The sequence below is a fragment of the Acinetobacter sp. A22 genome (genome assembly GCF_030913345.1).
In the GTDB taxonomy this organism is placed as follows: domain Bacteria; phylum Pseudomonadota; class Gammaproteobacteria; order Pseudomonadales; family Moraxellaceae; genus Acinetobacter; species Acinetobacter junii.
In genome coordinates this window covers 2,545,978-2,560,919 of the sequence record NZ_CP133162.1, presented here as the reverse complement: position 1 = coordinate 2,560,919, position 14,942 = coordinate 2,545,978, and the positions used below count along the sequence as shown (strand labels likewise).

The window sequence follows — 14,942 nt, the reverse complement described above, 5'->3', positions numbered from 1 at the left end:
CAATGCAATTTACCGAAGAACAATTGTTAATTCGTGATATGGCGAAAAGTTTCGCCCAAGAACAAATCAAACCGAATGCCAGTGATTGGGATCGAGATGGCACCTTTCCCAAAGCTGCGTTAGCACAGATGGGGCAGCTTGGTTTTATGGGGATGCTCGTCCCAGAACAATGGGGTGGGTCAGATACGGGAAATTTGGCCTATGTATTGGCACTCGAAGAAGTCGCAGCAGCAGATGGTGCGACCTCGACCATTATGAGTGTGCATAATTCGGTGGGCTGTGTACCCATTTTAAAATTTGGTAATGACGAGCAAAAAGAACGTTTTTTAAAGCCCTTAGCTCAAGGTGAAATGATCGGAGCCTTTGCTTTAACCGAACCTCATACTGGTTCGGATGCCGCAGCTATCAAAACTCGCGCGGTTAAAGATGGTGATGATTATATTCTGAATGGTGCAAAGCAGTTTATTACTTCTGGTCATAATGCAGGGGTGATTATCGTCTTTGCCGTGACTGATCCAAGCGCAGGTAAAAAGGGTATTAGTGCCTTTCTCGTGCCACGCGATACACCCGGATATGATGTCATTCGTGTCGAAGAAAAGTTAGGTTTACATGCTTCGGATACCTGTCAGATTGCTTTGACCGATGTACGTGTGCATAAAAGTTTGATGTTGGGTAAAGAAGGCGAGGGTCTGAAAATTGCACTTGCCAATTTGGAAGGTGGTCGTATCGGGATTGCAGCACAAGCAGTGGGTTTGGCGCGTGCAGCTTTAGAAGAAGCCACGCACTATGCCAAAGAACGTCTGACATTTGGTAAACCAATTTTTGAACATCAAGCGATTGCCTTCCGTCTTGCCAGTATGGCAACAGAGATCGAAGCTGCACGACAACTGGTTCATTATGCTGCACGTCTCAAAGAAGCGGGTCAGCCTTGTTTGAATGAAGCATCGATGGCCAAATTATTTGCTTCTGAAATGTCAGAGCGTGTTTGTTCAAGTGCCTTACAGGTCTTTGGTGGTTATGGCTATCTGAAAGATTTTCCAATCGAGCGAATTTATCGTGATGCACGAATTTGTCAGATTTATGAAGGTACTAGCGATATTCAACGTTTAGTGATCGCACGTAGTCTATAAAACTCAAACAAGGATTGAATGATGCAGTGGCAAACTATTTTATTGGAAAAGCGTAATGGTGTAGGGTTAATTACCCTCAATCGTCCTAAAGCTTTAAATGCGCTAAATAGTGAATTGATCAGTGAAGTGAATCAAGCCCTCGACCAACTGGAAAAGGATCGTGAAATTGGTTGTATCGTATTAGCAGGTTCAGAAAAAGCTTTTGCAGCAGGCGCGGATATTAAGGAAATGGCACAGCTGAATTTTCCTGATATTTATTTTGATGATTTTTTCCATCTTGCTGATCGTATTGCCCAACGCCGTAAACCTTTGATTGCTGCGGTGAGTGGCTATGCTTTGGGTGGTGGTTGTGAATTGGCACTGATGTGTGACTTTATCTACTGCGCTGAGAATGCCAAGTTCGGCTTACCGGAAGTGACTTTGGGCGTAATTCCGGGAATTGGTGGAACACAACGTTTAACTCATGCCATTGGTAAAGCCAAAGCCATGGAAATGTGCCTCACCGCACGACAAATGGGTGCAGTAGAAGCTGAGTTAAGTGGTTTGGTTGCACGTGTATTCAACAAAGAAGACCTACTCGAACAAACCCTACAAGCCGCTGAACAAATTGCGACACGTTCTCTGACCGCAAACATGATGCTGAAAGAAACCATTAATCGAGCTTTCGAAGTCAATTTGACCGAAGGATTACGATTTGAACGACGCATGTTCCATTCTATTTTTGCCACTGCGGACCAAAAAGAAGGCATGCAAGCATTTGTAGAAAAGCGGCAGGCAAATTTTAAAAATCAATAAGAGATCAATAAAATGAACAAAGAAAATCACTTAATGATTGAGCAACAAGGTGGTCTAGGCATGATCACCTTAGATCGAGTGACACATCTGAACGCACTATCGCTTGAGATGATTGAGGGGATTCGAGCCCAACTTGAGCTTTGGCGAGATGATGCTGCTATCCAAGCGATTTTAATCAAATCGAACAGCCCGAAAGCCTTTTGTGCAGGAGGCGATATTCGCTATTTGTATGACAGTTATAAACTGGGCACGACAGATCATCAGGGGTATTTTAGTGCCGAATATAAGATGCTCACCACCATACGTGAGTACCAAAAACCTGTCATCGTTCTGCTCGATGGTTATGTGCTTGGTGGTGGTTTTGGCTTAGCGCAAGCCTGCCACATCATTGTGAGTAGTGAAAAATCACGCTTTGCCATGCCTGAAACAGCGATTGGTTTTTTCCCAGATGTCGGCGCTACTCATTTCCTATCGCGCTTGGATGACATAGGCGTGTATATGGCGATTACAGGTGAGCAAATCAGTAGCAGTGATGCCCTTTATTTGGATTTGATTGACTACCATGTACCGAGCGAAAGACTGCAAGCCTTGCAAGATGCATTGGTTGCAGAAGACGATTTAAGTCAACAAAACATTGAACATATTGTGAGTTGCTTTATCACCCGCCCAGCAGAAAGTGAATTGAAACAGTATGCTGAAGCGATTCGTAAACATTTCGGTTTTCAACATTTGGATGAGATTGAGCAAAGTCTTGTAAATGAACAAGATGAGCAGTTAAAAGAATGGGCAAGCAAATTACTGCATCTACTGCAACAACGCTCATTCGTAGCAAAACAAACTAGCTTGAAACTACAACATCTTGGACGTGGGCTTTCCTTACAGCAATGTATGCAACTAGAGCGTGATTTGCAGGATATTTGGTTTGAGCATGGAGACTTTATTGAAGGTGTGCGTGCCCTGATTGTCGATAAAGATAAACAACCGCAATGGAAACAAGCCAATCCTGAACTAGAGCAAATATTAGAAAATCTGAGCTAAGTACGGCTCATCCGATTGTTATCACAAAGGAGAAATATAAACAGGACGTAGACTTTTGATCAAGCATGATCATCAGCATAAAAATTCAGAATAAAAATTTCCAAGAAAGGAAAATGAAGATGCAAACATTACATGGAAACGGTTCACATCCTAAAAAGTCATCACATCGTTTGGCAGGTATCTCCAGTATGGTGGGTACCACCATCGAGTGGTATGACTTTTTTATCTATGGTGCAGCGGCAGCACTGATTTTCAATAAATTATTTTTCCCTAATCTTGATCCACTGACAGGCGTACTCGCAGCATTTGGTACTTATGCAGTAGGCTTTATTGGACGACCTTTAGGTGGTTTAGTGTTTGGACATTTCGGCGACAAGATTGGTCGTAAGTCCATGTTGTTACTGACTTTGATGCTGATGGGTATTCCCACTGTATTGATTGGGCTGTTGCCTACTTATGAATCAATTGGCTATTGGGCTGCGATTTGCTTGGTGATCTTGCGTTTTATCCAAGGTATGGCTATGGGTGGAGAGTGGGGCGGTGCTGTGCTCATGGCAGTTGAACATGCACCTGAGGGCAAAAAAGGATTTTGGGGCAGTTTGCCTCAAGCCAGTACAGGTGGCGGTTTAATGCTGGCTTCAATTGCGCTCGGTTTAGTGTCCCTACTGCCTGAACCAGCGTTGTTTAGTTGGGGCTGGCGCATCCCTTTCCTCGCAAGTATCGTATTACTGGCTGTAGGATGGTATATCCGTGTCAAAGTACCTGAGTCACCTGACTTTGAGAAAGTCAAAGAGCAAGCTGAGAATATTAAAGTTCCTGCGTTACAGGTCTTCAAACAACATCCAAAACAGTTGATTACGATTATTGTGGCACGTGCTGCTGAAAACGCATGGTTTTATATTGCATCAACATTCACCTTGGCTTATACCACGACTCAACTTGGAATCCCTCGACAAGAGATTTTATTTGCCACCATTTGTGGTGCAGCAGTCATTCTATTTATGACCCCATTGTGTGGACATCTGTCCGATCGGGTTGGTCAACGCAACATGTTTATGTTTGGCTTATGCGTGTTGGCAGTATTTAGCTATCCATTCTTTAGTATGCTCAATACCAAAGACCCTGTACTGGTGTGGACTGCGATTGTATTGGCAATTGGTGTGGTGTTCCCGATTATGTATGCGCCGCAAGCACAATTATTCGCGCGTCAGTTCCCTGCTGAGATTCGTTATAGCGGTATCTCGATTTCAGTGCAGTTGGCTGGTGTATTGGGTGGTGGTATTGCACCGTTGATTGCAACCAAGTTGTTGAGTGTCGGTGGTGGCAATCCATATTTGATTATGATTTATATTGGTTCGATGGCGATGATAGCAATTATTGCGACAACTTTTATGCCGCGTGACCGAATTGCTCAAACTTATCAGCAATCAAATGAGCTAGATTTAAAAACGAAGATTACTGAACAATCCTAGTTTGCAAAATCCATAGATAAGAAAAAAGCCCTAATCTTTCGACTAGGGCCTTTTAAATTTGGAGCGGGAAACGAGACTCGAACTCGCGACCCCAACCTTGGCAAGGTCACCGAGATTTATTTCATTAAATCACCTTAATTATAAGTATATGATTTAATTATTAGTATATGGTTTTTGATGGGGGTAAAATTTTGATCAATTTAGATCATTTAATGTGGTTTTGGTCACTTTATTTTGGATATTTCGGTTTGTAGAAGTCACCTATGTTTTCGCATTAATTTTATAAATTATTATAAACAATATATGATTAAATATAATATTTGTAAGTCATAAGTTTTGGCACATGAATTCTTATATTTTCTTTAAAAATACAATTATCAGATGAACAAGCCTGCATCCAATTTTATAATCTAACCAAGAGGTTTTATAACTTGGCTTAAATCAATTGAGAAATGCTTGGATTTAGTGTGATCTTCAATCTCAATAACCTGCTCGATCAAAAACAAGCTAGATCAAAAGCATTCACAAATCTTATATAACCAAGCCCCCTGAAACAGAACATTTTACAAATTTAGGACTTACGCATTGACAGATTCAAAAAAGTATTAAAATGCTTTATAAAGTATCTGTGATTAGACGAATTAAACATGCTTCTACAGCAACCTGTACTCTACCCATTTATATGGGCTTTCTCATGACAGAACCGAACTCTATTAGCTGCACACAACTTGCCGAGACTTATAACATCTCGCATGATAGTGTAAATCGCTTTCTAGAGCGTGAAGACTACACACCTCACGACCTATATCAAGAATCAATTCAACATATTGATAATAATAAACTTATAGTCAGTATTGATGATACTGTTTTAGATAAACCATATAGTCAGCATATGGACTTAGTTAGCTATTTTTGGTCAGGCAAACACCACCGATCCGTCAAGGGTATTAATCTCATTACCTTGTATGCGACAGATCAAAATGGTCAAAATATTCCAATTAATTTCCGAATTTATGACAAATCTGAAAGTAAAACCAAGAATGATTACTTTATGGATATGTTAAGTGAAGTACTCAGTTGGGGTGCAAAGATTCAATTTATTACAGGTGATAGTTGGTATTCATCGACTGGAAATCTAAAAACCATAAGAAAATATGGTATTCGATTTATGTTTGGTATCGACTGTAACCGTAAGGTTTCCCCAGAAAAAGGACAATGGTTTCAACTGCGTTTATTGCCAGATTTTCATCAGGGTCAAGTGGTCTGGCTCAAAGATTTTGGCTTTGTACAATTATTTAAGACTCAGTTAAAAGAACAGCAGAGGTTTTATATTGTGCATCAAGATGAAGATGATTTATTGTCCTTTGAGGGTTTTCATGAATTACATTCAAGTCATTGGAAAATAGAGCAATATCACCGAGTGATTAAACAGGTTTGTCATATTGAAAAGTTTCAAGTAAGACGATCTAAACTGATTTTGAATCATATTTTTGCAGCCTTGATGGCCTACGTCGAGATACAAAAGAACCAGTTTGAGCGGATCTTTGAAAATGTATATCGTTGGCAGAAGAAATTATTTAGACCAATCATCAAAGACTTCATTGATGACTTTATTCTCGATAAAAATCATCTCCTACCACAGAGAATCTATAAATAATAGTGCGTAAGTCCTAAAATTATAGAATTCACCAGACTTATAGTTTAATAACCATTTTTTGAAATTTTTTATTTTTCTTAGATTGGCTTCGCTAATGAACTCATTTTTAGTACTAAGATTTTAAGCAACATAGAATATATAGCATTTGACACTTCGGACAAAATGTCGAACTTTGTAATCATTGTCTAATTCAAATATTCCCTAAAATTATCTTAAATTTTTATCTTATTGTTTTTTAATAATAAAAAATATTGGCATGCACTTTGCTTTATATACGACATACAAATTGATCAACCTAAAGGGTGAAACCTATGTCAGATGTAATCGAGCAAACTCAAACTGTAAAAACTTATCTTAAACCAATTGACCGTGACGGTTTAATGGCATTTGCCGAAAAAGGTCGTAATAACCCACAAACTATGGGTGGCAATAAAGTTCATACCGTCATGCAGGGCATGTACCGCAGCTTAAGCTATGTCGGTAATCATCAGCCTGTTGTGGTAGATGAACCATTGCATTTATTTGGTGAAGATACAGCACCTGCACCTGGTGAGATTGTACTTTCTGGTTTAGGCGGTTGTTTGGCTGTGGGCATTACGGCAGTTGCAACATGGAAACGTATTGCATTAAGTAAGTTAGAAATTTTCTTGGAAGCAGATATTGGTAATCCTGCGGCTTGGGGTGCTGGCGGTGCCTTGAAAGCGCCAGAAGAAATGGGTTTTCAGGCTATTCGCGTCAAAGTATTGATTGAAGGAGATGCAACGCGTGAAGAGTTAGATGAAATTGTGAAGCATGCCAATTTCTATTCACCAGTTGCTAATTCAATGCGTAATCCAATCGCCTTTAGCATTGGTTTAATGGATGAGTAAAAAATATCCATAATCAGTATTACAGTTTTATCAATATATTAGGAAAAACATAATGATTACAAATCGAAGCCAAGTCACTGAGCAAATTATCTCAGCTAAGGTCACAAAAGGTTTGAAATGGGCAGATGTTGCTGCGCAGTTGGGTTTATCTAAAGAATGGGTAACTTCAGGTTGCCTTGGGCAAATGGCTTTTGATAAAGCACAAGCAGAAAAATTAGGTGAAATTTTTGGTTTGTCTGATGAAGCCGTAGCATGGTTACAAATTGTACCGTACAAAGGTTCATTACCTACAGCAGTGCCGACTGATCCATTGATTTACCGTTGGTATGAAGTGGTTAGTGTTTACGGCTCTACCATCAAAGAACTTATCCACGAAGAGTTTGGTGATGGGATTATGAGTGCAATTGATTTTAGTATGGATATTCAACGCGAAAGTAACCCGAATGGTGACCGTGTCAATGTCGTGCTCTCAGGTAAGTTCTTGCCCTATAAGAGTTATTAATTCCGTAATGACTAAAGGCTCAAGCTTGAGCCTTTAGGTCTTTTTATGAAGCAATAAGTTTTAGGAGAAACAGCAATGGGATTATCTATTTGGCATATTTTGGTCATGCTGATTGTACTCATTTTGGTGTTCGGTACGTCACGTATTAAGACATTAGGTCGTGATTTGGGCACAGCGATGAAAGATTTTCGACAAAGTATCGATGCGGATTCATCTCTAGGAGAGAGCCCGCAAGATGAGTTAAAACCCGACAATAAAAACACTCAAATTGCACAACCAAAACGGTAAATGCATGAGCGAACATGCTTTGCTGGTTTAGGGAGGTAGATCTATGCTCAATATAAGCATCACAGAGTTTATTGTATTTGTGGTCTTGGCTATTTTAATTTTAGGCCCAGAGAAGCTACCGCATGTTTTGCTGAAAGCACGTGCTTTTTATAAAAAATCCAAGTATCTCTTTGATCACAATATTTATGATTTAGAGGCACAAATTGAGAAATTTTGCACACCGTCAGCCTCATCTGCCAAACAATATCACTACCTTGATCCAATAGCATTATCGCCCTATCAGCGTCAGTTCATTCAGCAATTGTTTCAGCCTCAAACAGTACACCTTTGTAATATTGGTTTAATTCATCAAATGCACAGCCAAGCTTTGAAGCAAGAGATTTGGGAGGTAAAACGACAACAACACTCAGCGGATAAGAATTCAGTGCAGCATTTGCAAGAGGTGGCTTAGATGAAAAAATCTTGGGTGCTTTCAGAGCAAAATTCAGTGAGTTTGCCAATCACAGGGCACATTCAAGCTTTGAGAAAATGCTTAATGCAAATGATTGGTGTGCTGCTGTTGTTGGTCATAGGGCTGATGCCTTTTCATAAAAAAATTTATGAATGGGTGTCTCAGCCTTTAATTGAAAAGCTACCGCATCAAAGTCAGATGATCGCAACAACGGTCACAGGTACATTTGTCGCCCCATTACAATTAATTTTATTTGTGAGTATTTTAATTAGTTTGCCGCTATTGGTGTATTGTCTGTGGAATTTTATTAAACCCGGACTGAAGCATATTGAAAGAAAGCTGGTTTTACCTCTTTTTATCTGTGCCATTTTTTTATTTTATTTAGGCGTAAGTGGTGCTTATTATTTTGTCTTACCTACCGCTTTACAGTTTTTTATGAGCATTAGCCCAGATAGTGTGCTGCCAATGACGGATATTCAAAGTTATTTGCAATTTTGTTTGGGCTTGTTTTTTATATTTGGCATTATTTTTGAAATTCCAATTTTAATTTTTTTGTTGTCTATCAATCATATTGTGTCTGTAGAAGTATGGAAGCAACAACGTCGTTTGGTGCTTGTGGGCTGTTTTTTTATCGCAATGTTTATTACGCCACCAGATGCTTTGAGCATGATCATGCTTGCGCTGCCAATGTATTTATTATTTGAAATGGGTCTGGCTGTTGCAAATATTTATTTAAATCAGAAACCTAAAGATATCTGAATATTATCAGTAATTATCAATAAATTTATTCAGATGAAGTGATAACACTGTTTTCAGCATAAAGTGAGGCAGGTTTATATATTTAGAAGATGTATAGGTACGTCATGTTGTTTCTCTTTAAATAAATCCGTATACATATTTTTTTAGCGTTCTGCTCTGCATACTAGCCATAAACTGGCATGCGTCTTGCTATAGTTATTCCTGAATATCAAGATTGAATATAGAGGGATACGGTTTAACATGAGCAATAGCGTTAACGAAGTGACCCAACTGAATACAGAAACTGCGTATTGGCGTGCTCAAGAAATGTTACTTTTGCAGCAAGTCACATCTTTGGCGAGCAAACAGCTCAATACGCAGATTGTATTTAAAGAAATTCTGCATCTCATGTCTGAGTTATTAGGACTCAATAGAGGTAGAATTATTTTATTAGAAGATAATAAAAAATTCGGCAGTATTAAATATGCCTATGGTTTGACACGTCAGGAAATAGAACGTGGTCGTTACGCACTTGGTGAGGGAATTACTGGCAGTGTGTTGCAAATGGGGCAGACCATTATTGTTCAAAATATTGATGAAGATCATAATTTTCTAGCACGTAGTGTTAAGCGTGAAAACTTACCTCAGGACATTGTATCGTTTTATGCGTTGCCTATTCAGGTTGATTTTAAGACTGTGGGGGTGCTTGCTTGTCATCGTATTCGTATGCGCAGACGGATGATGAATGACGATTTAACCATTCTAAAAATTCTAACCACGATGATCAGCCAAATTTTGTATATGCATCAGCATATTGAAGAGCAAACCAGCGCACTTGCCTTACAGAATGACTGGCTCAAAAAAATGTTTCATTCCGACAGCACACGTTATGGAATTGTGGGTAAATCACCGCAGGTGCTTCAGGCCATAACAACCATTGAACAAGTATCACAAGCCAATGCGAGCGTTTTATTGCTCGGTGAGTCGGGAACGGGGAAAGAGTTATTTGCTCGTGCACTGCATTTGGCCAGTCCACGTCGTGAAGAAGCATTTATTAAAGTGAATTGTGCAGCGATTCCAGAAAATTTATTTGAATCTGAATTGTTTGGTCATGAAAAAGGGGCATTTACTGGCGCGGTGGGTATGCGGGCAGGTTTCTTTGAGCAAGCCAATGGGGGAACTATTTTTCTAGATGAAATTGGCGAAATGCCATTGCCAATGCAAACCAAATTGCTGAGAACCTTACAGGAAGGGACGCTGACACGACTGGGTGGGAAGTCTGAGATTAAAATTAGTGTTCGCGTGGTTGCAGCAACAAACCGTGACTTAGCCCATGAGGTAAATGCTGGAAACTTTAGACAAGATTTATTTTACCGACTGAATGTAATTCCAATTCAGCTACCATCTTTGGCAGAACGCCGAAGTGATATTCCTTTACTGGCCATGTACTTTCTGAATAAAACCAATCAGGCCAATCAAAAAAATTTACATTTAAACCAAAGTGCATTAGATCAACTACAGCAGCACGCTTGGCCGGGCAATATTCGAGAGCTGTCTAATTTTATTGAGCGTTTGGTTTTACTCAGTGACAAAACCATTGTGAATGCAGAAGATATTCAATTTTTCTTATCACAAAACCTTGCCGATAATATCCAACTTCCGAGCAGGCAGTCACATTCGGTAGCAACAACATCTGCAGTATTTCATGCTCCACAGCCCACGGAAATGTCGAATCATTTTGCAGTCCGACCTTATGCAAAATCCGACTCGCATGAGATAGATGAATTAATGAGTGCATTACAAAGAGCAGGGGGGAATAAAACCCGAGCCGCTCAATTACTGGGGATGACTCCACGTCAGTTTAGTTATCGTCTAAGCAAAATGAGCGAACAATCTGAATAGGATTGTTCGTTTTCTACAAAATGTCGGACATTGTAAATAATGTTGTACATAATAATTAAAAATAGAAAATAAAATAAATTTAAATTATTGATATTTAATGATTAAGTGAAATTTAAAAACTTGGCATGTTGATTGCATTTCTACTGGTATGAAGCCGTTAAATAATTTTTAAGCAAACGTGAAGTGAAGCCGACATGTCTTATCACGCTGCTTTTAAACCCAATACAAGAGGAATGTGCAAATGACCAGTTTAAATATTACACCTGAACAATATCTAGACGCAGATCAGGTTTTAATGAACGTGAAATCTGTCATTTTAGAAAAACTCGCACCTAAAGTTCAAAGTATTGATGAAGGTTATTACCCACTAGATGTCATGCAAGCATTAGCACAGACCGGTGCTTTGGGTGCTCATTTAAAAATGTATGGTAGCCGTTATGACTTGGCGCTTAAAGCCATGCATGAAGTCGGCAAAACTTGTGGTTCAACAGCATTTTTAATGTGGTGCCATATGGTGTGTGGTTTGTACATGCAAGAGTCAAATAACCCAGCACTGATTGCCCGTTTAAAAGACCATGCAGAAGGCAAAAGCTTTGGCGGCACAGCACTTTCAAATCCAATGAAGGCATTTGCTGGAATTGAAAAAATGGTTTTTAAAGCTAAAAAACTAGGCGATGGTTTTGAGGTTTCAGGCACATTGCCTTGGGTGAGTCATATTCAAACGGGTCAATACTGCGGTGCGATTGCAACGGTAGAGTCGGACGACCCACAACAAGCACCTTATGAAATCATGTTCCTGCTTGATTTAGATGATCGGGTGAAATTAAGTCAGTGTCCTGAGTTTTCAGGGATGGAAGGGACAAGTACTTGGAGAATTAATTTAGATGGCTATGTGGTATCGCCTGAGCAATTAATTGCAGTCCCTGCAAAGCCTTTCATTCAAAGCGTAAAACATGCATTTGTATTACTTCAAGCGGGTATGGCAAGTGGCTTAATTGCGGGCAGCATCGATTCGATTTTAGAAGTACGACAACCCTTGGGGCATGTAAATCAATTTTTAGAAGATTCAGCAGAACAATTACAAGCCGAACTTGATGATCTTTTGGCTCGAGTAATGGAGTTGGCTAAACAACCACTGACAGCACCTGCAGATGCCTTTTTAGATGTTTTGGATGCACGTGCAGAAGGTGCAACGCTCGCCTTACGTGCAACACAGTCTGCGTTATTGCATCAAGGCGCGCGTGGATATTTAAAAGCAGCCGCACCACAGCGCCGTATTCGAGAAGCTCATTTTGTCGCGATTGTCACACCTGCAATTAAACACCTGCGCTGGGAAATGCAACGCTTATTAAAAGAGGAGTTACCAGCATGAATACAGTTCAAACAGCAATTGAATGGAAAAAATATATCTGTAGAGCATGTGGCTTAATTTATGATGAAGCGATTGGTGACCCAGACAGCGGCTTAGCAGCAGGAACACGTTTTGAAGATATTCCTGATGATTGGGAGTGTCCTTTATGTGGTGTAACTAAACTCGATTTTGAGCCTTATGTTACTGTTGATTACACTCAAGCTACGACAGAAAGTGGTACATTTTTCAAAAATTCAGCTGAGCAAGTCATCATTATTGGGGCGGGTTTGGCGGGTTGGTCTGCAGCAGAACATTTACGCCGTCTAGACTCGAATACACCTATCACGATTATCAGCGCATGCGAAGCCAATATTTATCATAAACCTGAATTGTCTATTGCCTTTTCACGTCAGCGTAGTCTTGATCAGCTCATCAAAGAAAGTGCACCAGAGAAAGCCAAGCGATTAAATGTGCAACTGGTGACAGAATGCTTTGTCACAGGAATCAATGCCCAAGCAAAAATGATTCGCACGACCCGCGGCATGTTTGCATACCACAAATTGATTCTGGCGCAGGGCGCGCAGTCATTTCTGCCAGAACCATTTTCACCAAAGGTCTGCTGGCGCATTAATAATTTAACGCATTGGAAAGCTCTCGCAGCTCAACTGAAGCCTGAATCGACCATTGCTTTAGTCGGGGCAGGGATGATTGGTTGTGAACTTGCAGAAGATTTAGCCAGCTCAGGACTTCGTGTGCATTTAATTGAACGCAATGCCTATCCTTTATCGACTTTGCTACCGACTTGCGCAGGGCAAAAACTAATAAATGAACATGAAAAAATTGGGATTCAGTTTTATGGCAATTGCCAAGTAGAAAAAATTGAAGCACAAGGCAATTTAAAACGTTTGTATTTAGCTAATGGTCAGATATTAACGGTTGATTTCATCATTGTTTCATTGGGCTTAAAAACAGATGGCCGACTGGCTAAACAAGCAAATTTAGCATTTGAAAATGGTTATTTAGTGAACTCAGCAACCTTACAGACCAGTCAGCCTGATATTTACGCTTTAGGTGATTGCATTAGTTTAAATGGCTTGCCATGTCGCTTTATTGAGCCAATTGCGAAACAAGCACAGGCCATAGCACATCACATTTTAGGTAAAGACTATGCAGGTTATCAGCATCGTGCGCCACTGATCAAACTGAAAACTAAAACGGTGTCTATTGAAATTCAAGGTTCACCCAAAGCTGAGCTCGCTTGGGAAAGTATTGAAGACCGCACAGGGCTATTGCACATGCGACAAAGCCAACAACAAAAGATCACTGCCGAATTCAAAATGGCGCAAAAATAGGAAGTAGCACTATGGAATCTCATAACCGTTATCGTCCCTATGCTGCCGATTCTAGTTTAGGTGGATGTCAATGTGGTCAACATGCTTCTGAATCTGAGCATCAACTTGCCCTGCAAAGTGCAGAGTCAGCAATAGAGCAGCGTTCACATGATTTTGTGGAAGCTGCACTAATGAAAGCAATTTTCCCACACGAAGTGACGCGTCGACAATTTCTAAAAACTGTGGGCGCAGGTACAGCGATTGCAGCAATCAGTTCAATTTTGCCTATTCAATCTTTACAGGCAATGGCTTTAGAAAAGCGGCCTTTGGAGAAAAAGACACTAGATGTTGGGTTTATTCCAATTACTTGCGCGACACCTTTAATTATGGCCCACCCAATGGGGCTGTATAAGGAGCAAGGCTTGGATGTGCAACTGCAAAAGGTAGCAGGATGGGCTTTGGTACGTGACCGAATGTTAAATAATGAGCTAGATGCCTCACACTTTTTGGCCCCTATGCCGCTTTTTATTAGTATGGGGATTGGTTCAAGTGCTCAACCCATGCGTGTGGCATCCGTCCAGAATACCAATGGTCAAAGTATTACCTTAGCTTTAAAGCATAGAAATAACCGTAATCCGAAGAACTGGAAAGGTTTTCGCTTTGCAATTCCGTATGAACAGTCCATGCATAATTTTTTGTTGCGCTATTACTTGGCTGAACACGGTTTAAATCCAGATCGTGATATTCAGATTCGGGTAACACCACCTGCAGAAATGATTGCAAATTTAAGAGCAGGCAATATTGATGGCTTTTTAGGACCAGACCCATTTAATCAACGTGCCGTGTACGAAGAGGTCGGGTTTATTCATATTTTGTCTAAAGATATTTGGGATGGTCATCCATGTTGTGCTTTTGGGACATCGCAAGCCTTTATTCAACAAAATCCAAACACCTTTGCAGCGCTGTATCGCACCATCTTGAAATCTGCAAATTTGGCCAATCAACCTGAAAACTTGATGAATATTTCTAAGGTAATTTCAAAACCGAACTATTTGAATCAGCCTGAAATTGTGGTTCGTCAAACATTAACAGGTCGTTTTGCAGATGGTTTGGGGAATGTCATTGACCAGCCTAATCGTGCAGGGTTTGACCCTATGCCTTGGGATTCCATGGCGATCTGGATTTTAACCCAAATGAAGCGTTGGGGTTATCTCAAAGCAAATGTGAATTTTCAAGATATCGCCAAGCAAATTTTCTTAATGACGGATGCTGAAAAGCAAATGAAAGCATTGGGTGTATTTCATCCAAGCGAGTATCAAAGAAGTAAAAAAATTGTGGTTATGGGTAAGGTTTTTGACCCTGCTCAACCCGATGCCTATATCAATAGTTTCAAAATTAGACGCACATCATAGGAGTAC

General features: G+C 40.1%; 14 protein-coding genes. All 14 read left to right on the top strand.

What is annotated here, in order from left to right:
• Window positions 1–2: 2 nt before the first annotated feature.
• Window positions 3–1,130, top strand: a complete 1,128-nt coding sequence (locus Q9Q86_RS12495; RefSeq protein ID WP_112987153.1) for an acyl-CoA dehydrogenase family protein — start codon at window positions 3–5, stop codon at window positions 1,128–1,130.
• A 21-nt stretch (window positions 1,131–1,151) separates the two neighbouring features.
• Complete coding sequence (locus Q9Q86_RS12490; RefSeq protein ID WP_004956737.1) at window positions 1,152–1,925, top strand: enoyl-CoA hydratase; 774 nt, start codon at window positions 1,152–1,154, stop codon at window positions 1,923–1,925.
• 12 nt (window positions 1,926–1,937) lie between these two features.
• Window positions 1,938–2,963 carry an enoyl-CoA hydratase/isomerase family protein gene (locus Q9Q86_RS12485; RefSeq protein WP_112987152.1) on the top strand — a complete coding sequence of 342 codons (1,026 nt, stop codon included), beginning with the start codon at window positions 1,938–1,940 and terminating at the stop codon, window positions 2,961–2,963.
• Between the two features lie 119 nt (window positions 2,964–3,082).
• Complete coding sequence (locus tag Q9Q86_RS12480; RefSeq protein ID WP_004967014.1) at window positions 3,083–4,435, top strand: MFS transporter; 1,353 nt, start codon at window positions 3,083–3,085, stop codon at window positions 4,433–4,435.
• 628 nt (window positions 4,436–5,063) lie between these two features.
• Window positions 5,064–6,092: an IS701-like element ISAba11 family transposase gene (locus Q9Q86_RS12475; protein WP_142028625.1), complete on the top strand. Its 1,029-nt coding sequence runs from the start codon at window positions 5,064–5,066 to the stop codon at window positions 6,090–6,092.
• A 311-nt stretch (window positions 6,093–6,403) separates the two neighbouring features.
• Window positions 6,404–6,961: an OsmC family protein gene (locus Q9Q86_RS12470; protein WP_005092608.1), complete on the top strand. Its 558-nt coding sequence runs from the start codon at window positions 6,404–6,406 to the stop codon at window positions 6,959–6,961.
• Window positions 6,962–7,013: 52 nt separating this feature from the next.
• Window positions 7,014–7,463, top strand: coding sequence for a cyanase (gene cynS / locus Q9Q86_RS12465; protein WP_005092607.1), 450 nt, complete (start codon window positions 7,014–7,016; stop codon window positions 7,461–7,463).
• A 75-nt stretch (window positions 7,464–7,538) separates the two neighbouring features.
• The gene (gene tatA / locus Q9Q86_RS12460) at window positions 7,539–7,751 is read left to right on the top strand and encodes a twin-arginine translocase TatA/TatE family subunit (RefSeq protein WP_005092605.1); all 213 of its coding nucleotides are present in this window, start codon (window positions 7,539–7,541) and stop codon (window positions 7,749–7,751) included.
• 43 nt (window positions 7,752–7,794) lie between these two features.
• Complete coding sequence (locus Q9Q86_RS12455) at window positions 7,795–8,202, top strand: hypothetical protein (RefSeq protein WP_005092602.1); 408 nt, start codon at window positions 7,795–7,797, stop codon at window positions 8,200–8,202.
• The gene (tatC, locus tag Q9Q86_RS12450; protein ID WP_005092593.1) at window positions 8,203–8,961 is read left to right on the top strand and encodes a twin-arginine translocase subunit TatC; all 759 of its coding nucleotides are present in this window, start codon (window positions 8,203–8,205) and stop codon (window positions 8,959–8,961) included.
• 240 nt (window positions 8,962–9,201) lie between these two features.
• Window positions 9,202–10,842, top strand: coding sequence for a sigma-54-dependent Fis family transcriptional regulator (locus Q9Q86_RS12445; RefSeq protein ID WP_005092590.1), 1,641 nt, complete (start codon window positions 9,202–9,204; stop codon window positions 10,840–10,842).
• Between the two features lie 241 nt (window positions 10,843–11,083).
• Window positions 11,084–12,214 (top strand): acyl-CoA dehydrogenase family protein, encoded by a 1,131-nt coding sequence (locus tag Q9Q86_RS12440; RefSeq protein WP_005092588.1) that lies wholly within the window; start codon window positions 11,084–11,086, stop codon window positions 12,212–12,214.
• On the top strand, window positions 12,211–13,545 hold the full coding sequence (locus tag Q9Q86_RS12435; RefSeq protein ID WP_005092586.1) for an FAD-dependent oxidoreductase: 1,335 nt from the start codon (window positions 12,211–12,213) through the stop codon (window positions 13,543–13,545). Before Q9Q86_RS12440 ends, Q9Q86_RS12435 begins: the two co-directional genes overlap by 4 nt.
• 11 nt (window positions 13,546–13,556) lie before the next feature.
• Entirely contained in the window at window positions 13,557–14,936 is a 1,380-nt protein-coding gene (locus Q9Q86_RS12430) for an ABC transporter substrate-binding protein (RefSeq protein ID WP_112986701.1), read from the top strand.
• Window positions 14,937–14,942 lie beyond the last annotated feature (6 nt).